Source organism: Vibrio sp. 1727 (genome assembly GCF_033344415.1).
In the GTDB taxonomy this organism is placed as follows: domain Bacteria; phylum Pseudomonadota; class Gammaproteobacteria; order Enterobacterales; family Vibrionaceae; genus Vibrio; species Vibrio alginolyticus.
The window spans coordinates 140,099-162,864 of the sequence record NZ_JAWPOT010000006.1 but is presented as its reverse complement, the minus strand read 5'-3'; the positions used below and the strand labels follow the sequence as shown (position 1 = coordinate 162,864).

The 22,766-nt window shown below is 46.5% G+C and carries 21 protein-coding genes; 15 read left to right on the top strand and 6 right to left on the bottom strand.

Features of this window, described 5'->3' with window-relative positions; translation table 11 throughout:
• Nucleotides 1-44 precede the first annotated feature (44 nt).
• Nucleotides 45-1,151: an NADH:flavin oxidoreductase gene (locus R8O10_RS08630; RefSeq protein ID WP_213889787.1), complete on the top strand. Its 1,107-nt coding sequence runs from the start codon at nucleotides 45-47 to the stop codon at nucleotides 1,149-1,151.
• Nucleotides 1,152-1,231: 80 nt separating this feature from the next.
• Here R8O10_RS08630 and R8O10_RS08625 read toward each other — a convergent pair whose 3' ends face one another.
• Nucleotides 1,232-2,122 (bottom strand): LysR family transcriptional regulator, encoded by an 891-nt coding sequence (locus R8O10_RS08625; protein WP_213901641.1) that lies wholly within the window; start codon nucleotides 2,120-2,122, stop codon nucleotides 1,232-1,234.
• A 155-nt stretch (nucleotides 2,123-2,277) separates the two neighbouring features.
• Here R8O10_RS08625 and R8O10_RS08620 point away from each other — a divergent pair, with 155 nt between their 5' ends.
• From R8O10_RS08620 to R8O10_RS08590, 7 genes are all read left to right on the top strand, one after another.
• Entirely contained in the window at nucleotides 2,278-2,676 is a 399-nt protein-coding gene (locus R8O10_RS08620; protein WP_005375789.1) for a RidA family protein, read from the top strand.
• Between the two features lie 73 nt (nucleotides 2,677-2,749).
• Nucleotides 2,750-4,210 (top strand): aldehyde dehydrogenase family protein, encoded by a 1,461-nt coding sequence (locus R8O10_RS08615; protein WP_031781215.1) that lies wholly within the window; start codon nucleotides 2,750-2,752, stop codon nucleotides 4,208-4,210.
• A 69-nt stretch (nucleotides 4,211-4,279) separates the two neighbouring features.
• Nucleotides 4,280-5,269: a membrane dipeptidase gene (locus R8O10_RS08610; protein ID WP_053303711.1), complete on the top strand. Its 990-nt coding sequence runs from the start codon at nucleotides 4,280-4,282 to the stop codon at nucleotides 5,267-5,269.
• 109 nt (nucleotides 5,270-5,378) lie between these two features.
• Nucleotides 5,379-6,980 (top strand): BCCT family transporter, encoded by a 1,602-nt coding sequence (locus R8O10_RS08605; protein WP_213876120.1) that lies wholly within the window; start codon nucleotides 5,379-5,381, stop codon nucleotides 6,978-6,980.
• A gap of 101 nt (nucleotides 6,981-7,081) precedes the next feature.
• A complete protein-coding gene (locus R8O10_RS08600; protein ID WP_285335214.1) occupies nucleotides 7,082-8,818 on the top strand; it encodes a hypothetical protein in 1,737 nt (578 codons plus the stop codon).
• Nucleotides 8,815-9,546: a DUF3726 domain-containing protein gene (locus R8O10_RS08595; protein WP_285335213.1), complete on the top strand. Its 732-nt coding sequence runs from the start codon at nucleotides 8,815-8,817 to the stop codon at nucleotides 9,544-9,546. Before R8O10_RS08600 ends, R8O10_RS08595 begins: the two co-directional genes overlap by 4 nt.
• Before the next feature lie 142 nt (nucleotides 9,547-9,688).
• Nucleotides 9,689-10,066 (top strand): nuclear transport factor 2 family protein, encoded by a 378-nt coding sequence (locus R8O10_RS08590; protein WP_318191306.1) that lies wholly within the window; start codon nucleotides 9,689-9,691, stop codon nucleotides 10,064-10,066.
• A gap of 82 nt (nucleotides 10,067-10,148) precedes the next feature.
• Here R8O10_RS08590 and R8O10_RS08585 read toward each other — a convergent pair whose 3' ends face one another.
• Together R8O10_RS08585 and R8O10_RS08580 are read right to left on the bottom strand one after the other, a co-directional pair.
• Nucleotides 10,149-11,144, bottom strand: a complete 996-nt coding sequence (locus R8O10_RS08585) for an ABC transporter substrate-binding protein (RefSeq protein WP_285335211.1) — start codon at nucleotides 11,142-11,144, stop codon at nucleotides 10,149-10,151.
• A 140-nt stretch (nucleotides 11,145-11,284) separates the two neighbouring features.
• Complete coding sequence (locus R8O10_RS08580) at nucleotides 11,285-13,519, bottom strand: hypothetical protein (protein ID WP_318191301.1); 2,235 nt, start codon at nucleotides 13,517-13,519, stop codon at nucleotides 11,285-11,287.
• 425 nt (nucleotides 13,520-13,944) lie between these two features.
• Here R8O10_RS08580 and artP point away from each other — a divergent pair, with 425 nt between their 5' ends.
• From artP to R8O10_RS08555, 5 genes are all read left to right on the top strand, one after another.
• Entirely contained in the window at nucleotides 13,945-14,673 is a 729-nt protein-coding gene (gene artP, locus R8O10_RS08575) for an arginine ABC transporter ATP-binding protein ArtP (RefSeq protein ID WP_086013014.1), read from the top strand.
• Nucleotides 14,674-14,769: 96 nt separating this feature from the next.
• Nucleotides 14,770-15,513, top strand: a complete 744-nt coding sequence (locus tag R8O10_RS08570) for an arginine ABC transporter substrate-binding protein (RefSeq protein WP_005390934.1) — start codon at nucleotides 14,770-14,772, stop codon at nucleotides 15,511-15,513.
• A gap of 1 nt (nucleotide 15,514) precedes the next feature.
• The gene (gene artQ / locus R8O10_RS08565; protein ID WP_318191300.1) at nucleotides 15,515-16,204 is read left to right on the top strand and encodes an arginine ABC transporter permease ArtQ; all 690 of its coding nucleotides are present in this window, start codon (nucleotides 15,515-15,517) and stop codon (nucleotides 16,202-16,204) included.
• Entirely contained in the window at nucleotides 16,201-16,869 is a 669-nt protein-coding gene (gene artM / locus R8O10_RS08560) for an arginine ABC transporter permease ArtM (RefSeq protein ID WP_318191299.1), read from the top strand. The genes artQ and artM overlap by 4 nt, the downstream gene beginning before the upstream one ends.
• Before the next feature lie 139 nt (nucleotides 16,870-17,008).
• Entirely contained in the window at nucleotides 17,009-17,581 is a 573-nt protein-coding gene (locus tag R8O10_RS08555; protein WP_318191298.1) for a protocatechuate 3,4-dioxygenase, read from the top strand.
• Between the two features lie 9 nt (nucleotides 17,582-17,590).
• On the opposite strand, the gene R8O10_RS08550 is transcribed toward R8O10_RS08555, so the two are convergent.
• Nucleotides 17,591-18,421, bottom strand: coding sequence for a LysR family transcriptional regulator (locus R8O10_RS08550; protein ID WP_230238059.1), 831 nt, complete (start codon nucleotides 18,419-18,421; stop codon nucleotides 17,591-17,593).
• A gap of 118 nt (nucleotides 18,422-18,539) precedes the next feature.
• On the opposite strand from R8O10_RS08550, the gene R8O10_RS08545 reads away from it, so the two are divergent.
• Nucleotides 18,540-19,187, top strand: a complete 648-nt coding sequence (locus R8O10_RS08545) for a glutathione S-transferase family protein (protein WP_318191297.1) — start codon at nucleotides 18,540-18,542, stop codon at nucleotides 19,185-19,187.
• Nucleotides 19,188-19,271: 84 nt separating this feature from the next.
• Here R8O10_RS08545 and R8O10_RS08540 read toward each other — a convergent pair whose 3' ends face one another.
• Nucleotides 19,272-19,943, bottom strand: coding sequence for a type 1 glutamine amidotransferase domain-containing protein (locus R8O10_RS08540; RefSeq protein WP_054576772.1), 672 nt, complete (start codon nucleotides 19,941-19,943; stop codon nucleotides 19,272-19,274).
• A 117-nt stretch (nucleotides 19,944-20,060) separates the two neighbouring features.
• Between R8O10_RS08540 and R8O10_RS08535 the strand changes: the two genes are divergently transcribed.
• Nucleotides 20,061-20,945, top strand: coding sequence for a LysR family transcriptional regulator (locus tag R8O10_RS08535; RefSeq protein WP_065275364.1), 885 nt, complete (start codon nucleotides 20,061-20,063; stop codon nucleotides 20,943-20,945).
• A 59-nt stretch (nucleotides 20,946-21,004) separates the two neighbouring features.
• Here R8O10_RS08535 and R8O10_RS08530 read toward each other — a convergent pair whose 3' ends face one another.
• Nucleotides 21,005-22,666 (bottom strand): electron transfer flavoprotein-ubiquinone oxidoreductase, encoded by a 1,662-nt coding sequence (locus R8O10_RS08530; RefSeq protein WP_318191296.1) that lies wholly within the window; start codon nucleotides 22,664-22,666, stop codon nucleotides 21,005-21,007.
• Nucleotides 22,667-22,766 lie beyond the last annotated feature (100 nt).

Sequence of the window (22,766 nt, the reverse complement as noted above, 5' to 3'; positions counted from 1 at the left end):
TTGCGAAAAGATAAAACATAAAGACAACTTTAAGAGGACTGGTTTTGAGCATTTTGTTTTCCGAAGCCCGCATTGGCAACATGCCTCTAAAGAACCGTTTTGTGAGAAGCGCAACGTGGGAGAACATGGCGACCGAAGATGGTCACATGACGGCAAAGCTTTACGATATTTACGAAACGCTTGCGAAAGGGGAGGTTGGGCTTATTGTCACGGGTTATGCCAATATCGTTGAAGAAGAGAAACCCAACGCAGGTATGATGGGGATCTACAACGACTCTTTTATTGAAGAATACAAAAAGCTAACAGAGCTAGTACATCAACAAGATTCTAAAATCGTGATGCAAATTGCTTACGGTGGCACCAAAACCACCCATAACGTCGGTGAGCGTGTCATCTTCGCTCCGAGTGACGTGCCTGAGCGTGGTACAAATACGCAAGGCAAAGCGATGACAAAGGACGAAATAGACTACATCGTAAAGGCATTCGCATTGGCGAGTAAACGTGCTCAAGACGCTGGTTTTGACGGCGTAGAGATTCATGCGGCGCACACTTATTTAATTAACCAGTTTTTAAGCCCGTACTATAATCGTCGAGAAGACGAATATGGCGGTGACTTAGAAAATCGCATGCGCTTTCTTTTAGAAATTTATTCTGAAACCAGAAAGCTGGTTGGAAGCGAATTTCCCATCCTCGTTAAACTGACGGCAACTGAGTTCTTTGACGGCGGTTTAACGTTCGATGAAACTCGCGTCGTCTGTAAGACACTTGAAGAAGTAGGCGTTGATGCGATCGTCGTGTCTGGCAATATTCACGGCAAAGCAAACGAACTTGTTGGTCAAACGTTCGATGGTTACACACTACAAAAAGAAGGTTACTTTCACGAATATGGTCACGTGATCAGTCAGGACGTTAGCATACCGGTGATTACTGTCGGCGGGCTGAGCGACATTGATGCGATTGAGAAAATTGCAGAAAACACAGATATCCAATTTTTTGCTGTGTCACGCCCTTTATTGGCTGAGCCGCAGTTGATCAAACGTTGGAAAGAAGGCAATCGCGCACCAGTAGATTGCGAACGTTGCTCAAAGTGTCGTACCAAGCGTGGTAACTTTTGCGTGGTGTATAAGAACCGAAATCGTCGCAAAAAATAGAACGAAGCGAATACACAAATACAAATTAGCCTCCACTCTGAATATGGAGGCTTTTAATTATCCGCATGTTAATCGAACCATTATTTATCTTCTTTTTGATAGTTTAAATAATGCACACAAAGATCGTGAAATGCTTTAGCTTGAGGCGAGATCGTGCGATCGGTTAACGTAAATATACCAATTTGCCTTTCAAGTGGTGGCTCGATAAGCGGAATCCAAACCAAGCGTGTTTCATTGGTTGGGAAAGCAAGCTTCGGTAGGGTCGTGACACCAATCCCAAGTTCTAAGACAGAAAACAGCGAAGTAATATTTTCGACCGAATAGAGCGCTTGCTGACTCAGAGCTCTTGCTGGGGTTGGATCGAGAAGTGTACAAGTGCCGTTACGGATAAAGGGTTGTTCCAACAAAGTTTGCCACTCGATTCCTTCTGGATGACTCGCAATAGGGTTATCCTTTAAACATACCACGCCAATTGGATCGGCTAACAGTGGCGTAAAGTCAATGCCGCCCTCATCGAGGTGAGAGGGGTTACCGAGCGCTAAGTCGACCTCACCGGAGAGTAGGCGAGCCTCGACGCCAGCGGCATTATCGTCTATCAAGCTTACTTCTACATTTGGATACTGTTCGCAAAAGGCGCCCAACACGCTAGGAATGAGCTTCGCTGCAACAGAAGGAACGCTCGCAATTCGCACTCTCCCTTGCTGTCCGGCAGCGGCTGCTTTGAGATCGTTGTCTAGTGCACTGTAGATATTGAGAAACTGAACCACTTTGGGCAGACAAATTTCACCAAACGGGGTCAATTTGGTTTTGTTTCCGGGTTCAAACAGCGTTTGCCCTAGAATTCTTTCAAGCTCTTTTATCGATGTTGACAGTGCCGCCTGAGAACGATTTGCACGATGTGAAGCGGCTCGAAAGCCTCCTTCCTCGACTACCATCACAAAATGCATTAATTGTTGAAGCTTAATACTCATCCCTAATGCCTCTTAATCCCTTTATTTACGTTATTTTAAACAGAGTGATAAGTTTAATTTATCAAATGTCAAAAATTTACCGTTAGATTTATCGCCTGTCAATGTGCATCATTTAACCATATTGAAACAAAGTCGTTACAAAGGTTGAAAGGCACGTGAATACTCCTACTAAAAAACACCCAGTTAAAACCAGTCTATTTGCTTCTAAAGCGCCGCTTGAATGGGCGATAGTCAACAACGGAACCCTGTATACGGCTCAAATTCCTATTGATGACACAGGCGCGGTTGTGGAAGGCGGTATCGAAGCACAAACACGTCAAACCTTTAACAATCTCATTCACACCCTGGAGTGTGCAGGGGAGTCTTTGGACTCGGTGTTGCAGGTCCTGATTTATGTGACTGACAGAGAATACTTAAAGACCGTTAACCAAGTGTACGCGGAATATTTTGAAGCGCCGTACCCAAATCGCGCCGCCATGGTGGTTGCAGGGTTAGCGCGAGAAGAGATGTTGGTGGAGTTTGTTGTCTACGCGTCGGCAAGCCAACCAGAATAAATCCAACGAGAATAATTAGAGATCAGTGAGTGAGTGGCTTGCCATCACAAATCGGAAGAACAAGGAAAGAACCATGACTTTTATTAACAATGTTCAAGCAGAAAAATCCCTCTATATAGCAGGTGAATGGCAATCGGGCATGGACACCATCGCCAATATTAACCCTTCTGATATCAGCGAAAACATTGGCGATTTCGCACAAGCGAGTGTGTCGCAAGTAGAGCAAGCGATTCAAGCGGCTAAATCAGCGCAGCCAGAGTGGGAAAAAACACCAATCGAGCGCAAGCAAGCAGTGCTACAAGCGATTGGTGATGAGCTCATTGCACGATGTGACGAATTGGGCACCTTGCTTTCGCGTGAAGAAGGTAAACCATTTGCTGAAGGTCGAGGTGAGATTTACCGTGCTGGCCAATTCTTCCAATACTTTGCTGCTGAGGTTCTGCGTCAAATTGGCGATAGCGCTGCTTCCGTCCGTCCAGGTGTCTCCGTTGAAGTTACTCGCGAAGCCGTCGGCGTTATCGCCATTATCTCTCCTTGGAACTTCCCAACAGCAACAGCGGCTTGGAAAATCGCGCCAGCACTTGCGTTTGGCAACAGCGTCGTCTGGAAGCCTGCCAACCTAACCCCAGCAAGTGCCGTTGCGCTGACAGAGATTATCCATCGCCAAGGTTTACCTGCTGGCACGTTTAACCTCGTTTTGGGTAGCGGTTCGCAAGTAGGTAATACCCTTATCAATTCGAAGGATGTGAACGGCGTGAGCTTCACTGGTTCTGTGGACACAGGCCGTAAAGTTGCAGCGGCAACGGCACCAAATTTTGTGCGTTGTCAGCTAGAGATGGGTAGCAAAAATGCGCTCGTAGTGGCAGATGATGCAGACATTCAGATTGCTGTCGAAGCAACAATCGCAGGCTCATTCTCGGGTGCAGGTCAAAAGTGCACCGCGTCTTCTCGTCTTGTCGTTATGGACGGAGTTCACGACGCGTATGTTGAAGCGCTAATCAAACGCATGAGCGAACTTAAAGTGGGTCACGCTCTAGAAGAGGGCGTGTTCATGGGCCCTGTTGTTGATGGTAACCAGCTGAATGCGAACTTTGAGTGGATCGAAAACGCACGCCAAGCAGGCGCGGAGCTGGCTTTCGGTGGTGAGCGTCTGAGCCTAGAGCATGACGGTTACTACATGTCACCAACTCTGTTTTTAAATACACAGAATGGCTGGGAAGTGAACCAAGAAGAAGTCTTTGCGCCAATGGCGAGCGTGATTCGCGTTTCTGATCTGGATGAGGCAATTGCAGTCGCGAACGATACGCGCTTTGGCCTGACAGGCGGCATTATCACGCAAAGCTTGCGTAATAGCGCGATCTTCAAACAGCAAGTCCAAACGGGCTGCGTCATGGTTAACTTGCCAACTGCGGGTACAGATTATCACGTTCCATTTGGTGGCCGTAAAGAGTCTAGCTTTGGTCCTCGTGAGCAAGGTCAGTACGCCAAAGAGTTCTACACCGTAGTGAAAACCGCTTATCAGCGTCCTTACTAAGATCGGCAGGGTAACTGATGGTGTCAGTTACCCGCACGAAAAGGCTAAGAAATTGTTTAAGGAGTGGTTATGTACCAACAACGGATTGTGATTGACGGATTGCAGTACTGCAATTGGGATCGAGAGTATTTCCAAACGCTTAAGGCGAGTGGCATTACCGCCGTTCATGCCACCATCGTCTACCACGAAACTGCGCGCGAAACCTTGACGCGTTTTGCTGAGTGGAACTTGCGCTTCGAGCAAAATGCGGACCTCATCATGCCTATTTATTCAATGGCAGATGTAGAAAAAGCCAAAGCAGAAGGCAAAGTCGGCATCTTCTTCGGCGCGCAAAATTGCTCACCAATCGATGATGAAATTGGCCTGATTGAAGTGATGCGCCGTCAAGGTCTGCTGATCATGCAACTGACCTACAACAACCAAAGCTTACTGGCGACAGGTTGTTACGAACAAAATGATTCCGGCGTAACTCGCTTTGGTAAGCAAGCGATTGAAGAGATGAACCGAGTCGGGATGATCATTGATATGTCCCACAGCGCAGAGCGTTCAACGTTGGAAGCTATCGAGCTCTCTTCGCGTCCAATTTGTATCAGCCATGCTAACCCGACGTTTGCGCATGACGCACTGCGCAACAAGTCCAACACCGTGATCAAAGCACTGACGGAGCGCGGTGGTTTGATTGGATTCAGTTTATATCCGTTCCATTTACCAAATGGCAGCCAGTGCACGCTGGATGATTTCTGCCAGATGGTAGCGAAAACCGCAGACATGTTTGGCGTCGACCATTTAGGCATCGGTAGTGATTTGTGCCTAAATCAGCCGCAACAAGTGTTGGAGTGGATGCGCAACGGGCGTTGGTCAAAAGCGATGGATTACGGCGAAGGTTCAGCAAGTAACTCGGGATGGCCAGATGCGCTGCCATGGTTCTGCGGCAGCGCAGGGATGGAGAACATCTACAACGGATTAATGGGTCACGGATTCAGTGAATCTGAGGCTGGAAAAATATTGGGTGAAAACTGGTTCAACTTCCTTAAAGAAGGATTAGAGCCTATTTCATAGCATTCCCCAAAGTAGGAACCGCCTGCCCACATAATAACAATACGGCAGGCGTAAAACTCACATTTGTAGCCAGTCTTTGGCTGCTGCAAAGAACCTCTGGAGCCAGAGTATGTCTGATTTAACCAATAGCATGAAAGCTTCCACGATGAGCGTGTCATCGGGCAAGTCAAAAGCAAAACACAACACATCAACAACAGAAAACACGACGGACAAATTAGGACTGAATAACCCGGCCTTTTGGTATAGCGGTGGTTTCATCGCGTTGTTCGTTGCTATTGCACTTTATGACGGCGAGCTGTTATCTACGATCGTTAACGCCGGTTTTAGCTGGGCAGTTCAGGTATTTGGTCCATACTGGCAGTTACTGCTGCTTCTCACTTTTCTTATTGGTCTTGGCTTGGCTGCAGGGCGAACAGGCAAGGTGATGTTGGGCGGGATTGCAAAACCAGAAATGGATTCTTTCCGCTGGATGGCGATTATTTTCTGTACCTTATTGGCTGGTGGTGGCGTTTTCTGGGCCGCGGCTGAGCCTATCGCGCATTATGTTAGCCCACCTCCTTTGTACGGCGCGCAAGATAACCCGCAGCAAGGTGCGGTGAATGCGTTGTCGCAATCCTTTATGCACTGGGGCTTTCTAGCTTGGGCGATTGTAGGTAGCTTAACTTCCATCGTGGTGATGCACCTACATTACGACAAAGGTTTACCACTAAAACCCCGTATTTTGCTTTACCCAGTCTTGGGCGAACGAGCACTTAAAGGCCAACTCGGTGCATTGATTGACGCATGCTGCATTATCGCGGTAGCCGCGGGCACCATTGGTCCAATTGGGTTTCTGGGCTTGCAGGTTAGCTACGCGTTAAATGCGTTGTTTGATATCCCTGATGGCTTTACCACTCAGCTTATCATCATCTTGTTTGCGATTGCGCTTTACACCTTGTCAGCACTCAGTGGATTAAGCCGAGGCATGCAACTGCTTAGTCGTTACAACGTGATTCTGGCAATGGCATTGATGGTTTACATCCTGTTTTTTGGTCCGACGAATTTTATCTTTAACGGATACATTCAAGGTGTAGGAAGCATGTTGGATAACTTTATCCCAATGGCGACTTATCGCGGTGACGAAGGTTGGCTAAGTTGGTGGACAGTATTTTTCTGGGGCTGGTTCCTGGGTTATGGTCCGATGATGGCAATCTTTATTGCGCGTATTTCCCGTGGTCGAACTATTCGCCAAGTTATTTCCACCATCAGTATTGTGGCTCCGTTAACCACCTGTTTTTGGTTCACGATTGTGGGCGGCTCTGGCCTAGCGTTTGAAATTGCTGAACCGGGTAGCGTGAGTGCGGCGTTTGAGGGCTTTAACTTGCCAGGTGCTTTGCTTGCAGTGACTCAGCAACTACCAATGCCAATGCTGACTTCAATTCTATTTCTGATTTTAACCACGATCTTCATCGTCACGACGGGCGACTCAATGACCTACACAATCAGTGTCGTGATCAGTGGTGAAACGGAGCCGAATGCGATCATCCGTACCTTCTGGGGAGTAATGATGGGTGTGACGGCATTGATCCTAATTTCCCTTGGCTCTGGCGGCATCTCTGCTCTGCAATCTTTCATTGTTATTACCGCGGTTCCGGTTTCGTTGATTCTGTTACCGTCACTTTGGAATGCGCCACAAATTGCAATCAAAATGGCGAAAGAGCAAGGGCTATAACAATTATCCAATTCAAACAACGTGGAGCTTGTGCGGGTGTTTTCCTCCTGCATCCGCACAAACCCTAGTATTCTTACAATAACAAATAGGTGGTGAGCAAAATGGATGCACATCGTTCTACTTATACGGAAGCAACTATGCGCGATGCAGCGATTGTCATGGCAGCCGAAAGGCTTGGCGCAATGCACCAAAACCGAATCAGCTTTGTTCGCAGTCTGATTCGTAATATGGCAAGCCAAAACTGGCAAGTAACCAAGCATGAGTGGCAGCTTTGTCCTCGTGGTTATGGTCATGTGATTTACAAATTGACCACGCCAGAGCACGTTTATCATTTGGTGGTATTCTGTGATGAAATTGCCGACGACGAGCGTAATGATCGCGTAATTGCTGAAAAGTGGGACGTCACATTTGCACTGGTTCAAGGCGATGTTGATGTTACTTTGTTGGAAAGATTGCGAGAAAATGTACCGCTGCAAGAAGCGGGACGTAATCCAAACAACGTACTTGTTCTTGCTCGCGCAAACAAAAGTGTGCGCGTGTTTGAGCACATTGTTAGCGCGCTTTCTCAAGGCGAGCAGCCTGAGCCGAAAGAGTTAGCGGAAGTGGGTTATATCCTGCGTACCACAGCTGTTTATGGTAACGGAAAGTTTGGTATCGCCGATTTCAAACTGTTAGAGAACAACTCAGATTTCAGCCAGTCTTTTAGTGCGCAAATGTGTGCCGTATATATGTTGCGTGAATTCAGCCTAGATTGGGTGCACTATCTGGCACTTCAACAAGGTGGCGACAAGGCGGTGGCTTTGCATCGTGGCTTGCAGCGCTACCTTGGTGTCGGCAATGCTACTGGCTTAGGCATGGCTCCATACTTGATTAATCACCCGTGCATCGTTGACCAATGGATGACCTCTCGCGAACGTGCGGTAGCGCGAGTCTTTGCCATGCCATGTGAAGCGTCGTTCCATGCTCCTTTGCAAGGATTGCTGCAAAAAGCACAGCGTCATTTAGAGCAAGTCATCACCATTAATGAACATCAAGACAGGCTCAATCATCAAGCGATATCAGACATCAAACAACTGCTATCAGAGCTAACAACGTTAATGGCATCACATCCGAATTGGGCGAGTTTGGTCGAGCATAAGAAAACAATGAGTGTGGAAGCCCAAGAAATCCTCACCTCTTGCTTGATCGAACTCTACCCATCTTTAGTGGATGAATTTGCTAGCCAAATGAATACGGATGAAACGTTATCTATTCCGGGCGGGAAAAAGATCCAAGATTTACTGGAAGTGTTGCAAAGCAAGTACCGCTGGGCGATTGATGCGGATTACTCACTAGCCGAGAACAACTACTGGTTCTGGTATCGCTCACAAGATAAAGAAGAGCCAAGGCTTGGTGTTCGCGGGGAAGAGGCTGGAGAAGAAAAAGAACTGCCGCTTGATATCGGCAGACAAGTGAATCGCTTGTACCAGGCCTTGCTTGACTGTGATGTAGAAATGTCCGTAGCAGAGTTTCTATTGCAAAAACCGGCTTATCGTTCGATCACACGTCGCGTATGGACGCTAGGCAACCGTGCGATGGGGGATATTCAAATGAATGTGCTGCGTAAAGATGCGTTACCAATGCACTTACTGCGCTGTAAATTGGCGATCTTTGGCGCGACTAAGTTTGATCCGCGCTCGGATCGTTGGGTTCGAGTAACTTTTTTCCAAGGCGCGCCGCTGTTGGATGAAATTCACGACCCTAAATTGGCAGACACATGGATTTTCCCTAGCATGCCGCCACGTGACGAAATTGCGCAAAGTGATAATCAAAAAATCAGTGGAGGATTTGCATTATGATCGTCTCTCATAACGAATTGGTGGCCGCGGTTAATAAGGCATTTCTTGGCATGCGCCGTCACTGTGGTGAGGCGGATGTCATTGCGAACATGGTGGCGGACTTGCAAATGGTTGGCTTACATGGAGTTCGCCATTTTAATAACGCCAGTCTGTTTCTTGGGCTAGATTCAGACTGCGCCGTATCGGTGACCAACAGCACGTCAGCGAGTATCGAGATGGATTTGCACAACGGCAGTGTGGCGTGTCATTTACCCGCCGTGTTGGATTTCGCACTTGAGAAAATGATTAACCACAAGTCGATTACCATTACGTTGAAACAGTGCCATAACCGTTGGTTGGGTTTCAGTGAGTTGTTGAAGCTCTCTGCGAAAGGCATCGCGTGTCGCGCACAATGGGTCAATGGCTCTAGTCCCAAGCGAACGCTTTATGTGTTAAACCGTGGACGAATCGCGCCAGAAGTCTTTTTCTCGGATCAGTTTGATGGGCATGATACGGATTTGCATAGTATGGTTATCGAGCTCTCCGTGAACGATTTCGATATCGAGAAAAGTGCACAAGGGTATGCCACCCACATTGAAGGCGATGAGTTAAGCCGCACGCAACAAGCTTCTTGGCAAAATGGTATCTTTGTCGAAGACCAAGAATGGGAAACACTGAAACAAACCGCAACCGCGTTGCTGGTGGAGAACAGTGAGCGTTCTATGCTCGGTGCTGGCGGTGTGGTTTAAGCGATGAAAGGCGATGATTCCAAGTAGAAGTGATGAAGGCTGCTCTTTAGCGGCCTTTTTTGTGCGCGAAGTTTGGTCACTTCTGAAGTTCAAAGACTATGATTACCGTTATCCGCAAGATGGAGCAACACAGGTAAGAAAAATGGATCTGCAAGAGAATAAAAGAAATGCCATTGCGTTTTACGAAACCGCCTATCGAGGTAATCCAAGAAAGGCAGTTGAAAACTACGTAGGTGATGAGTACATCCAGCACAATCCATTAGTTGGAAATGGCCCCGAGGCTTTTATCGAGTATTTTGAGCGGATGCAAAACGAGTATCCCGATAAAGATATTACGTTTGTGCGAGCCATTGCTGAAGGGAAATTGGTGGCACTACACACTCACCAAACATGGCCTAATGATATTGAATACGTGACGATGGATTTCTTTCGTTTTGATCATAATGGGAAGATTGTTGAACATTGGGACGCTCTGCAAGAGATACCCAAAGAAACATTGAATGGTCACACCATGTATTAACGAGTCGTTGATTAGTCTCCCATGCCGTTTATTCAAACGGTATGGGAGGTTAAATGATTTGTGGCACTCGAAGTATTAATCATCAAAGCGCTTTTTCGATTCTCACCGCGACGTCTTCAGATACCCAGCCTTTCCACAAGTCAGGGTAGGTATTAAAGAAGTAAAACATCGCTTCTTCACCGTCCGCGTAGTTATCTTCCATCCAGGCCAGCATTTCACTCATTTGCTCGTTGGTAAATCCGCGTTTCTGCAAGTACGCGAATGCTTGGGGTTCTTTGCTCGCAAACGCCTCAGTTGTTACTGTGCGAACTGGAGAAGGTGGGTACATTGTTACTTTGGGAGAAGTACAATCAGGCTGGGTGGTACAGTTGCGATACTCTTCCAAATCTGTTCCGCTACCAAAATCCACTTTGACCATATCATACTTGCCCAATACGGGTGTTGGTGACCAGTAGTAACCAAACCAAGGCATTTTGCGATCATAGGCTTTGGCGATGGTCCCAGCTAGTGCTGCGCCAGATCCTGGGTCAACCATCTCAAAGCCGTGCTCACTTAACCCTAATGCATTAAACAAGTGACCGGAGGTGATTTGGCATGTCCAACCAGCAGGGCAGCTATAGAACGCGAACTTGTCATCATCTTCTGGGTGTTCAAATAGTTTGGCGTGCTTGATGACGCCTTCTATCGTCGCGAGTTCTGGATACTGTTTTACCAGATAGGCGGGAACCCAAAACCCTTCTTCACCACCATTGACAAGCGATTCACTAGCGATGCGCAAGCGTTTATCCGCAATCCCTTTATCAAGTGCTTCTTTAATACCGTTTGTCCATAACTCTGGCGCAACGTCAGGCTGTCCCTTTTCAATCATAGAGGTGCCTGTAGGAACGCTATCACCAGGGATCAATTCCGCATCGCACTGGTAGCCTTCATTTAAGACAAATTGGTCGATGTGCGCCATTAAGCTGGCCGAATTCCAATTCATGTCTGCGATGGTTATTTTTCCGCATTCGTCCGCATTTGCATGAGTAGATAATGCTGATAGCAGCAGAACAGAGAGCATTGAAGGTGTCGTCTTCATGTGACTGAATTTCCTTGTCGTTGTCATTTACTTCAGTATATACATCGGTTTATAAAGATTCAGTGAACAAGTTTTTTTCAGTGACGTTAAGCATAAAACGGCGATTTATGAAGCGTTTGGTGAGGCGTGTTGAAAGGGAGTTAATACAGCAAGAACACTCCTTCGTAGCCGCCAATCTCAATATGAGAAACATAGTCGCCGATGTTACCGTCTTGATCTACAGGTCGCATAGGCTCTGGAAGTGCGATAGTTATCTTCGGTGAGGAGAAGTAATCGATATTTTTGCCAAAGAAATCAGTCCGATACAGCACTCGGCCTTTGGTGAATTCGCGGGCTAACACCATCTCTGTAGGGCCATGCATCACTACCGCATCGTCTGAGTGATACGCAAAGTACGTATGGGTTGGTAACAAATCGATAGCGCCATTAGGCAAGTCAGGGTGAGCCACTTTGCTCATAGAAGCATCTCCAATGACAGTGTAATCGGCAGGATAGGGCGTGCTGGTGGACATCATTAGCGGAGTCGCCTGATACCCATCTGGGATTTGATTGGTTGGCTCTCCCAAATCAACGGCAAGCAAGGTGCTAGGTTGATAAGCAATATTCTTTGGTACGCCTGCCTTCCAGAAGTTGTCACTTGTTGTGTTATTACTTCCATATAAGTAGCCATTGTTCCACTGATTAAAGTAACTGCGCTCAGGGTGATAGTTTAAGTAGAACACCGCTAGTGCAGAGTATTGGTCCTGTTTCCAATTGTTTTCTGTGTTACCAAAGTATTGAACGCGACCATAACGCGTGGTCGCTTGATAAATCACTTTCTGGCCAGCTTTGGCGAGTGCAGAGTTATCCCAAAATTTAGCCAAGCCAGCATAGCCACTAAAGCCGGTAGCAGGGAAAAGGTAGTGCTCGCGCAAGTACAAGGAGCCAGCGTTAACCAAGTGGTTTTGCCCATTACGACCGAATAAGTTTGCCGTACCTATGTTGAGGCCAATTAACGCATCTTCATCCAGCGTTGCCAGTTTATTCAAGAACGCCGAGAATTGCGCTTTGTAAGCATCGTCAGCAGCTTGGCTACCCGCCACCAAACCAAGTTCATCCACTGTGCCTCCGGAATATATGTAGAACTGATTTGCACCGAGTAACTTATTCGTATCGTCGTTGTACGCACCATTTAAACCTTGTTTCGCCCATCCAGTTTGGTAAGAGTGGCGCATTGTATTGGCAAAAAAGGGATTGCCGAGATTGGTCAATGCCCAAGAAGAGGTTTGATTCCACATACGACCAAATGGAATAACGCGTGACTCCCAACGAAATCGTGCGGTTGCATTCTTATTCGAACGGTTTTTGTATTCATTCCAAGAAAGATAATGGTCTTGGTTTCGATCTGCAGATTTGTCGAAGCCACGAATTTTACGCCAGCGTTGAATGGTTTGACCTTCCGGTGTCTCCGTTGGTACTCCTGAGATATTGACGGCAGGGAAGCTATTTTTGAGTTGAATGTTTTCGAGACGTGGGCGGTTTTCTATGTTGCCGTCATGCCAAGTAATTTTCGCAAAGTAAAGGCGGCCGCCGTCGCGTAAAAAGGTGGAGCCAAAGTACTGACCGCCACCATAAGTTTTTCCGCTACCATCATGCGTTGTAGCGCGAACCCAATCCGAAGGAACAGACCAGTTTACTGTTTGGTTTTTAGTCATGTTCTCAGTTTTGTCTTTTTTAATCGCGAAGCGTTTCCATTCTGTTACCCGACCAAACGAGTCGATAGCAGAAGGGTATTCAATCGTGAAGCTGCCGCCTTGAGCAAACTGAGAGAACGTAAAGGCTAAGCGGTCGAACTTCTCTGAGTGATAGACATAGAGGGCTCCACCATTATTCGCCTGGCCAAATACATCAGCATCCCATGGCGGTGGTTGATATAGCCAAAAGCCGGCGTGGTCAGCGCTGGCGGTATAGCCAACGATCATCGGTTTTCGATTGAGTAAGGTATTTTCACCATGGCTTGAGTCGACTTCAGCTAGGATAGTGTCTTCAGAAAAGTGGAGAAAGAAATCTTCGTAGTCAATTCCATTCAGTTCTGCTTGGTTACGTATATCGTTTTCCAGCCAACCTGAGTTAAGTTCCAGCTTTTGGTTGTACATGTAACCAAGCGCTTTTACACGCTCGTTATCACTCTTATCTTTGTAAGCTCCAAACACGATATCAGCATGATCCAGTTCCCATTCACGTGTAGCCACAGCAGAGATAGGCTTATCTTGAAGATCAATACCCTGTTCATGCAATCCAGGTAACACGATTGCTGTTCTACTCCAAACGCTGGGTATAGAAAGTAAGCTCAGAGAAGCAAGTGCAATGAGAGAAAAACAATGCGACTTAAACATGGGGTTATCTCACTCATACTTAGATGACTCGAATTAAGGGCCAGAATACAAAGAGAAATTATAGTCCATTCACAAAGTCCTAATCAGGAACCCGCCGATAGAAGGCTTTACCGGAAATCGAGGGGGGAAGCCCGGCAAAAATGAGAAGGTCTGCGTCGGGTGTAGTACGTTCAAAGACTCAAAATTCCGTCTACACAAGCACAAAAGTAACCAGAATTTTAACCTTGTTTCGATTGCCATCATATTGTTGGATTTTCATCAACAATTTCAGTTAAAACCAACTGATTAAACCAGTCATATTCTCTGTTGTATTGATTGCTTATCATACAAAAATTTAACAAAATTAATTTTTATACATTTTTATTGCATAAAAAATCCTTTTGAGTAATATAAATGCCAAGTGACAATTAATGCGGTATGTCAGCATGACTATTCAGGTAAGCGGAATCAATAAATCCTACGGTGAGACACAAGTGCTTCACGATGTCAGCTTTAAGTGTGAAAGCGGCGAAACACTGGTGTTACTTGGTCCAAGTGGTGCAGGGAAGAGCTCTCTACTACGTGTTCTTAACCTTCTTGAAGGTGCGGATAACGGCAAGCTAAACATCGCAAATGATGTTTTTGATTTCTCTACTGAAATCAAAGAGAAACAAGGTTTAGCACTTCGTCGTAAAGTAGGCATGGTGTTCCAGCAGTACAACCTATGGCCACACATGACAGTGATGGAGAACCTGATTGAGGCTCCGGTAAAAGTCGCTGGCATGGATAAAGAAGAAGCGAAGAAGCAGGCAATGCAAATTCTTGCGACGCTGCATTTGGCAGACAAAGCGGATGCATGGCCGATGCAACTTTCTGGTGGTCAGCAACAACGTGTGGCGATTGCTCGTGCATTGATGATGAAACCGGAAGTCTTGCTTTTTGATGAACCGACCGCTGCGCTTGATCCGGAAATTACTAACCAAGTCGTTAAGATTATTAAAAATTTAAGCGAAACCGGAATTACACAAGTAGTTGTGACGCACGAAGTGGATTTCGCCAAGAAAATCGCTAGTCACGTACTGTATTTAGAAAAAGGACACATCGTTGAGCACGGCACAAATGATTCGTTTTCTAACCCGCAAACCGCCCAGTTTGCTGACTACTTAAATCACTAAATCACTAAATTACGTTTTTAAAGTTCAGTCTATTTAACAGATAAGCTCGGCTGTCATTGCGAGTGTCAGCCCACTAAGTACACACGGAGTATTGCAATGAAAAAGATTCTACTAGCTTCACTAATCGGCCTTTCTTCTGCAACTATGGCAGCAAACGCAGCAGCACAAGAAGAGATCAAATTCGCGATGGAAGCGACGTACGCACCATTCGAATACATGGATGAAAACAACCAAATCCAAGGTTTTGACGTGGATCTGGCGAACGCACTATGTAAAGAAATGGAAGCCAAATGTACCTTCCATAACCAATCTTTTGACAGCCTGATCCCTGCATTAAAATTCAAACGTTACGATGCGGCTATCTCTGCAATGGACATTACCGAGGCGCGTTTGGAGCAAGTGAATTTCACGAATGCATACTATGAGAACTCAGCTGCGTTTGTTTCTATCAAAGAAAAAGTTGCTGATCAAAAAGCACTAGAAGGTAAGCGCGTTGGTGTTCAAAACGGTTCTACACACCAAAGTTACCTGATTGAGCAAATGCCGGGCGTAACAGCGGTTCCTTACTCTAGCTACCAAGACGCATTCATCGATATGAAGAACGGTCGTATTGATTCTGTATTCGGCGATACAGCTGTTGTAGCTGAATGGTTCAAGAAAGAAGACAATCTAGCATACGTGGGCGAGCACGTAACCAACCCTAAATACTTCGGTAACGGTTTCGGTATCGCAGTAAACAAAGGTAACGACGAGCTAGTGAACAAGCTGAACACGGCACTGAAAACAGTGAAAGCGAACGGCGAATACGACGTAATCTACAACAAGTACTTCGGTAAGTAATATGGCACTAACGGGTTACTCTTTATCGCTTGTTCAAGCTAGTTGGATGACTGTCCAGCTAGCCTTCACAAGCCTTTTAGTCGGTTTGATTCTGGCAGTGGTATTCGCCAGTGGTGAAATGTCTCGCCGCGTTTTCGTTAAATGGCCAATGACGGCGTTTGTGACGATTGTGCGTGGCTTGCCAGAAATCCTTGTCGTGTTGTTCATTTATTTTGGTTCGACTCAGGTTCTGTTTTTAATCACCGGCGACTTTATTGAAGTTAGCCCGTTCTTGTCTGGCGTGGTGGCGTTGTCATTGATCTTCGCTTCTTATGCTTCTCAAACTCTACGTGGCGCGTTAAAAGCCGTTGGAAGAGGGCAGAGAGAAGCAGCAAGTGCACTCGGCATCAGTCAGGCACATGCTTTTGTTCGCATTGTTTTGCCACAAGCAGTAAGACACGCACTACCAGGTTTAACTAACCAATGGTTGGTTTTGCTGAAAGATACCGCGCTTGTATCACTGATCGGAGTAACGGATTTGTTGAAACAAGCACAGCTAACATCTGCAGCGACACATGAAGCGTTTACATGGTACGCAACTGCTGCGGCGATTTACTTAGGCATTACTTTGATCACACAACGTGCCGTCAAACTGATTGATAAGAAGTTCTCAATTCATGGCATGAGTATGGGACAGGAGGCAACCGCATGAACGAACAACACGTTTGGCAAATGCTGGATGGCTTAGGCACTAGCCTCCAATTGACCGCCGCTTCTTTGGTGGTGGGCTGTCTCTTAGCTCTGATGATGACGCTGACTCTGATCCTACGTACTCCGGGTTTGCATTGGTTAAGTTGTGGCATCATCACCTTGTTCACTGGTACACCTTTATTGGTACAGATCTTCTTGGTGTACTACGGTCCGGGTCAGTTTGATGCTGTAAGAGAAAGTGTATTTTGGACATGGTTAAGCCAACCTTGGTTCTGTGCGATGTTAGCGCTAGCGCTGAATACCGCAGCCTACAGCACTCAGTTGTTCAAAGGAGCGTTTAACGCGATTCCTTCCGGTCAATGGCAAGCGTGTCGTGCTCTGGGTATGAACAAAACCGCAACGCTGAAAGTGCTGCTACCATACGCTATTCGTCGTGCTGTTCCTGCTTACTCGAACGAAGTGATTTTGGTCTTCAAAGGCACGTCACTAGCAAGCACGATTACGATCATGGATCTGATGGGTTACGCGCAGCGCATTAACGCACAAACTTACGATACGTTGACGGTATTTGGTATTGCAGGTGCATTTTATTTGACGGTAAATGGTGTGCTGACTCTCATTTTCCGTCAGGTAGAGAAGAAAGCATTGGCGTTCGAAGCCGCATAAACCTTCCATCAAACATTTATCATTTAGTTCCACAGTGCCTCTGCAAATGACTCTCTTGCAGGGGCATTTTTTATGTTCGTCATGGCAAATTCCTCAAGTTCCACCAAACTTAATTCAATGCAATTGTATTGGTGGCACCATGGAAAGAAGACACTTTTTAGCGCTGTGGACATTGTTGTTCGCACCCTCTTTAAAAGCGACGACACCAATGCGGCCGACGCCAGCACAAACAGAAGGGCCATTTTACCCAGTAGTGGATATTCCTCTTCGTCAAAACTTGATTCTGCAATCAGAAGGCTTGGTCGGTGAGCCTATCGTGTTGCAAGGCAAAGTCGTAGATACGTCGGGAAGCCCTATCTCAGGCATCAAAGTAGAAATCTGGCAATGCGATGGGCAGGGGATTTACGATCATCCTAAGCAGCCAAATAATGATAAGTTTGATACTCACTTTGCAGGTTTTGGCGCGGTAGAAACTCAATCGGATGGTCGCTACTTATTCCAGACTTTGTACCCCGTGCCTTATGCCTCTCGTCCACCGCACATTCACGTTAAGTTGTGGCGGGATAACCAAGAGCTTCTGACCACTCAGTTGTACTTAAAAGGCAATACTGGTGATGAATGGTGGGGTGGCAAAGCCCGAGATTATCTACAGTTTGAAACCATACGAACCGACGGGCGATTAACTGGCCAATTTAACTTTGTGATTGGCTAGCTAATCCGGTTAAGCCATTAACTCAACCAATTGCGCCAAGCATTCTTTATCCAGTATCGGATGAGGCTCGACGCCCGTGACCAGTACAATATCTACGGAAGGCAGCGATGGCATATTGCCTAAGATCTTAAGATCCTCGCTAACGCTAATACTGCCCATCGCACCGATAGCCATGCCTGAACGTACAATTGCTCGTTGTGCAGAAGCCGTATTGCAACATGCCAGTAGTTGATAAGGAGTGCCACGTTTGGTTAATCCGTCTACTGCTGCCGCATGGTATTTACAGTCGGTTTGGAATAGGGCGAGAGGGAGAGGTTGGGCGTTCTCAATGTCAAAATCAGGATGAGCAATCCACACGCCTTTGTCGCTTGCTAGCCAGTAACCTTCCTCACTGTCCGGTGCTCTTGTCACAATAGCGGCGTCTAGCTTTCCTTCATCAAGTTTTTCTCTCAAGGTGATGCTCGGCTCACTAAAGACCTGAATCGAACATGTGGTCTCAGATTGCTGTAATACGCGGATGACTTTAGGCAAGATATTGTCGTTGTAGTCTTCTGGGCAACCTAAGCGAAGAGGACGCTTATTTTCATAACGTTTCACTTGTTTCAGTGCTTGATTGTGCAAGCTAACCAATTGCTCTGCGTGAGAGCGTAGTGCTAATCCCGCTTCACTTAAGACAAGATTGCGACCTTCTTTTTCAAACAAACTGACGCTGAGTTCGTCTTCTAGCTTACGCATTTGCGCACTGAACGCGGATTGGGTGCGATTGATCTGCTTGGCTGCACGAGTGAAACTTCCCGTTTCGACAAAAGCCAGAAAGCTGCGTAACGCATCGATATCCATATCTAAAACTCATCCATCGTTTTTGTTGAAGTGTTCCATCAAAACTATCCGTTAGTCCCCTTAAATACAATCAGATATTATGAATGGGTACTCAAAACACGAACCGCATGGAGGCGTCATGAAACTGTTTATTGCTAATCAAAACTACTCAAGCTGGTCACTTCGCGCATGGCTGATCTTTTCTCAATTCAAACTGGATGTGAAAGTCACCAAGCTCAAATTATTCACAGAAGATTTTTATAAGACCTTGGAAGATATTACACCAACCGCGAAAGTCCCTACCTTAGTGGATGGTGACGCAACCGTGTGGGATTCATTAGCGATTTTGGAATACGTTAACGAGCAATTCTTACAAGGCAAAGCATGGCCAAGTAAGTCTGCAGAACGGGCTAAAGCACGCGCCATCGCATCAGAAATGCATTCGGGTTTCTTTGATTTAAGAAACGAACTCCCAATGAACATCCGCGCACACAGAAAAGTCGACTTAACGAAGGGTGCGCTTAAAGATATTGCTCGTATTGACGCCATTTGGGCAGAGCAAGCAGAACTGCATCCAAACGGTTGGCTATTTGGAGAATGGTCGATAGCGGATGCTATGTATGCACCTGTGGCATTGCGTTTCCAAACTTACGGCATCGAGTTATCGGAAGGTGCCAAAGCTTACCAACAAAAGGTGCTAGCAAGTGAATCTTTACAGCAATGGTTGGAAGAGGCGAACCAAGAAACGGATATCGTAGAAGAAGATGAAGCAGGAGTAGAAGTATAAGCGCATCTTGCGATCGCCTGTAGCAAGGGAAAGCATGACAAAGCACGCTTTCCTCTTCTAGGATGGTTGTAGTTTCCGGCGCGTTTAAGCTAGGTGTTCAACAATCGCTCTGCCTACGCCGTGTGCGCTCGTTGGGTTTTGACCTGTGATGACACGATCATCCACAATTACAAACTCTTGCCATGGTTGCACTTTAGAGTAGCGCGCTGCGCCACGAGCAAGAGACTCTTCCAATAGGAATGGGATGTCGTTGATGGTGCCGAAGTCGATCTCTTCTTCGCGAGTGAAACCTGTTACTGATTTAGACGCAAGCAGCTTTTCGCCATTGCTAAGCGTGATAGGAAGAAGAGCGCCCGGACCATGACAAACTGCTGCCACAATACCACCATCTTCATAGTGTTTTGCAGAAATCTTGGCAAAATCTTCGTTGCTCGCTAGGTCTGAAAGAAGACCAAAACCACCCGGATAGAAGATCGCATCGTAGTTGTCACCGTTGATTTGTGACACTGGAATCGTGTTGTTGATGCGGTTCTGGAAATCATCATCCGCCAAAATTTTCTCGTTCACTGCGTCGCCTTCGATGTCGGTTCCGTACAGTGGTGCTTGTCCACCTTTGATAGAGGCAATGTCGTAATCGAAGCCTGCACCTAGTAGCTCGCTAAGGGCATGAGTGAGCTCTGGCGCGTAAGTTCCGTTTGCTTGGTCAGTTTCACCAAGAGTCGCATGGTTCGTCACAATGATGAGTACTTTCTTCATGATGGTTTCCTTTTTGGCTTACGTGTATTTGTTGAACACCTTCATACTAATTGCTAAACAAATAAGTGATAATACGATTAATTGGCAAAACATTATTGCTATATAGCAAAGGTAAGTATGGACAGTTTTGAAGGCATCAATGAGTTTGTTACGGTTGCTGAGAGCTTAGGGTTTTCTGCAGCGGCAAAACAGTTAGGTTGCAGTACCAGTCACGTCAGTCGCCAAGTCACAAGACTAGAAGAGCGATTAGGTGTCGCTTTGTTAGCACGTTCGACAAGAATGGTGAGTCTAACGGAAGCGGGGCAAGCGTATTATCAACAGTGTAAAGAGTTGGTGATTGGGCTTCAGCAAGCCAATGAACAGCTCACCACGCAGCAAACTCAGTTGAGTGGTACGTTACGCGTGAGCGCCGCTGGTGCGTTTTCTGAGAACTATGTAGCGCCTGCCTTGATGGCGTTTGCCAAGCAACATCCTAATCTCACGGTTGAAATTAACTTCAACACCAGCATGGTCAACTTTATTGAAGATGGTTTCGATTTTGCCATTCGTTACGGCAGGTTGAGTGATTCAGGCTTGGTTGCGAGAAAGCTGGTGGATCGTCCCATGGCAGCGGCAGCCAGTCAGCGTTATCTCGATGAACATGGTTTACCAACGCACCCAGAGCAACTCAAGCGTCATAGCTGCATTATTGCCAATAAGGACGTTTGGTTGTTTGAAAAAGACGGCAAGCCTTTAGATGGCGTAAAAGTGCAGGGCAGATGGAAGAGCAATAACGCACACACGGTCTTGCAAGCCTGTGCAGAAGGATTAGGTGTGGCGTACTTACCGAAGAGTAGTTTCAACGATGCTATTTCGTCTGGTCGTTTGGTGCCAATACTAGAGCCGTATTGGGGAAGCGGCAACAGCAGCTGGATTGTTTATCAGAATCGTCACTTTCTACCACTACGAGCGCGATTGGCTATCGACTTCTTGCTTGATCATTTTGTCGATTGGCAGGAGTAATGAGGCTCTGCCAATCGGTTTGTTTATCCATTTGTTAGATCGTCAACATACTAACGTATCTACATGTTTTGATAGCTCGGTCCGCCGCCACCTTCTGGTGCTTTCCATGTGATGTTTTGCGAAGGATCTTTGATGTCACAGGTTTTGCAATGCACGCAGTTGGCGGCATTTATCTGAAACTTCAACTTATTGTCCACTTCCACCACTTCGTAAACCCCAGCGGGGCAATAGCGCTGACTCGGTTCGTCATACATACTTAAATTCACATCAATTGGAATGTGAGGGTAAGTCAGAACAAGGTGACAAGGTTGATTCTCTTCGTGCTGTGTTCCCGACAAAAATACCGACGAAGGCTTATCAAAACTGATTTCACCATCTGGTTTTGGGTATGCAATTGGGTGGCACTCTTGTTTAGGTTTTAACTGCTCATGATCGTGCGAATAGTCCTTGATAGACCAAGGTAACGGCTTCTTAACCAGTGGTTGCCACAGGTTGTGTTCAAAAGTCGAAAGAGCACCGCCCAGTATGCTGCCAAACTTATGAATGTTCGCACCAAAGTTACGCGTTTCGGCGAGTTCGTCATACAACCATGATGATTCAAACAACGACTGGTAGTCTGGCTCAGAAGCTCCAGTTTGTCGGGACGTATGTACCGCTTCTGCTGCAATGATTCCGGATTTCATTGCTGTGTGGCTGCCTTTAATTTTAGCAACGTTCAAAGTCCCCGCATCACAACCAATCAATAAACCGCCAGGGAATTGCTGTCTCGGCAGAGAGGAAAGTCCACCTTTCGCAATGGCTCTTGCGCCGTAAGCGATGCGTTGAGCTCCTTTCAAATGTGGTTCAATAGCCGGATGGTGCTTAAAGCGTTGAAATTCGTCAAACGGACTCAAGTAAGGATTGCTGTAATTCAAGTCGACAATAAGCCCGACGGCGATTTGGTTGTTCTCAATGTGATAGAGAAAACCGCCGCCTGTGGTATTTGTTTCACTCAAGGGCCAGCCAGCGGAGTGGATAACACTGCCAGATACATCCTTACTGTCAGTGGGTAACTCCCATATCTCTTTTAGGCCAAGCGCGTAGTGCTGTGGTTGCTTTCCTGCGTCTAGGTCGAACCTTTGAATAAGTTCTTTACCCAGATGTCCGCGACAACCTTCAGCAAAAAGGGTGTATTTTGCCCTTAGCTCGATACCTGGTTCAAAGTTAGGTTTGGCCTGGCCGTTCTTATCTAGTCCCATATCGCTCGTGTTAATGCCTGTCACTGCGCCAGTCTGATCATAATTGATGCTTGCAGCGGCAAAGCCCGGAAAAACTTCCACCCCAAGATTTTCTGCTTGGTTAGCGAGCCAACGGCAAAGGTTGGCAAGGCTAATTACGTAATTATTCTCGCCATTTATCATTGGACGCGGTTTAAGGAAGTGGGGAACGCGAATATGGTTTTGTTCAGTAGTAAGATAAAGGAAATCATCTCGTTGAACTGAGGCTGCTAGCGGGGCGTCCATTTCTTTCCAATTGGGGAAAAGCTCATCTAAGGCACTAGTTTCAAAAACAGCGCCAGATAGAATATGTGCGCCCACTTCTGAGCCTTTTTCTACAACGCAAATTGAAAGAGCGTCACCTTCACTGTCTTGGTTGAATTGAGCTAGCCGACAAGCGGCGCTTAAGCCTGCAGGTCCGGCCCCCACGATCACGACATCAAACTCCATGCATTCTCGTTCCATCTTTATGCTTCCTTTCTATTATCGTCATCTGCGTGACAGGTTTTTGGTTTCTATACAGAAAACTATAGCTCAGTTGACGTTAACGTGAAGTGGACTAAGC

What these genes read in the sequence shown, in the direction of transcription:
- R8O10_RS08625 (WP_213901641.1), bottom strand. Translation starts at nt 2,122, where the DNA reads ATGAGTATTAAGCTTCAACAATTAATGCATTTTGTGATGGTAGTCGAG.
- R8O10_RS08615 (WP_031781215.1), top strand. Translation starts at nt 2,750, where the DNA reads ATGACTTTTATTAACAATGTTCAAGCAGAAAAATCCCTCTATATAGCA.
- R8O10_RS08610 (WP_053303711.1), top strand. Translation starts at nt 4,280, where the DNA reads ATGTACCAACAACGGATTGTGATTGACGGATTGCAGTACTGCAATTGG.
- R8O10_RS08605 (WP_213876120.1), top strand. Translation starts at nt 5,379, where the DNA reads ATGTCTGATTTAACCAATAGCATGAAAGCTTCCACGATGAGCGTGTCA.
- R8O10_RS08600 (WP_285335214.1), top strand. Translation starts at nt 7,082, where the DNA reads ATGGATGCACATCGTTCTACTTATACGGAAGCAACTATGCGCGATGCA.
- R8O10_RS08595 (WP_285335213.1), top strand. Translation starts at nt 8,815, where the DNA reads ATGATCGTCTCTCATAACGAATTGGTGGCCGCGGTTAATAAGGCATTT.
- R8O10_RS08590 (WP_318191306.1), top strand. Translation starts at nt 9,689, where the DNA reads ATGGATCTGCAAGAGAATAAAAGAAATGCCATTGCGTTTTACGAAACC.
- R8O10_RS08585 (WP_285335211.1), bottom strand. Translation starts at nt 11,144, where the DNA reads ATGAAGACGACACCTTCAATGCTCTCTGTTCTGCTGCTATCAGCATTA.
- R8O10_RS08580 (WP_318191301.1), bottom strand. Translation starts at nt 13,519, where the DNA reads ATGTTTAAGTCGCATTGTTTTTCTCTCATTGCACTTGCTTCTCTGAGC.
- artP (WP_086013014.1), top strand. Translation starts at nt 13,945, where the DNA reads ATGACTATTCAGGTAAGCGGAATCAATAAATCCTACGGTGAGACACAA.
- R8O10_RS08570 (WP_005390934.1), top strand. Translation starts at nt 14,770, where the DNA reads ATGAAAAAGATTCTACTAGCTTCACTAATCGGCCTTTCTTCTGCAACT.
- artQ (WP_318191300.1), top strand. Translation starts at nt 15,515, where the DNA reads ATGGCACTAACGGGTTACTCTTTATCGCTTGTTCAAGCTAGTTGGATG.
- artM (WP_318191299.1), top strand. Translation starts at nt 16,201, where the DNA reads ATGAACGAACAACACGTTTGGCAAATGCTGGATGGCTTAGGCACTAGC.
- R8O10_RS08555 (WP_318191298.1), top strand. Translation starts at nt 17,009, where the DNA reads ATGGAAAGAAGACACTTTTTAGCGCTGTGGACATTGTTGTTCGCACCC.
- R8O10_RS08550 (WP_230238059.1), bottom strand. Translation starts at nt 18,421, where the DNA reads ATGGATATCGATGCGTTACGCAGCTTTCTGGCTTTTGTCGAAACGGGA.
- R8O10_RS08545 (WP_318191297.1), top strand. Translation starts at nt 18,540, where the DNA reads ATGAAACTGTTTATTGCTAATCAAAACTACTCAAGCTGGTCACTTCGC.
- R8O10_RS08540 (WP_054576772.1), bottom strand. Translation starts at nt 19,943, where the DNA reads ATGAAGAAAGTACTCATCATTGTGACGAACCATGCGACTCTTGGTGAA.
- R8O10_RS08535 (WP_065275364.1), top strand. Translation starts at nt 20,061, where the DNA reads ATGGACAGTTTTGAAGGCATCAATGAGTTTGTTACGGTTGCTGAGAGC.
- R8O10_RS08530 (WP_318191296.1), bottom strand. Translation starts at nt 22,666, where the DNA reads ATGGAACGAGAATGCATGGAGTTTGATGTCGTGATCGTGGGGGCCGGA.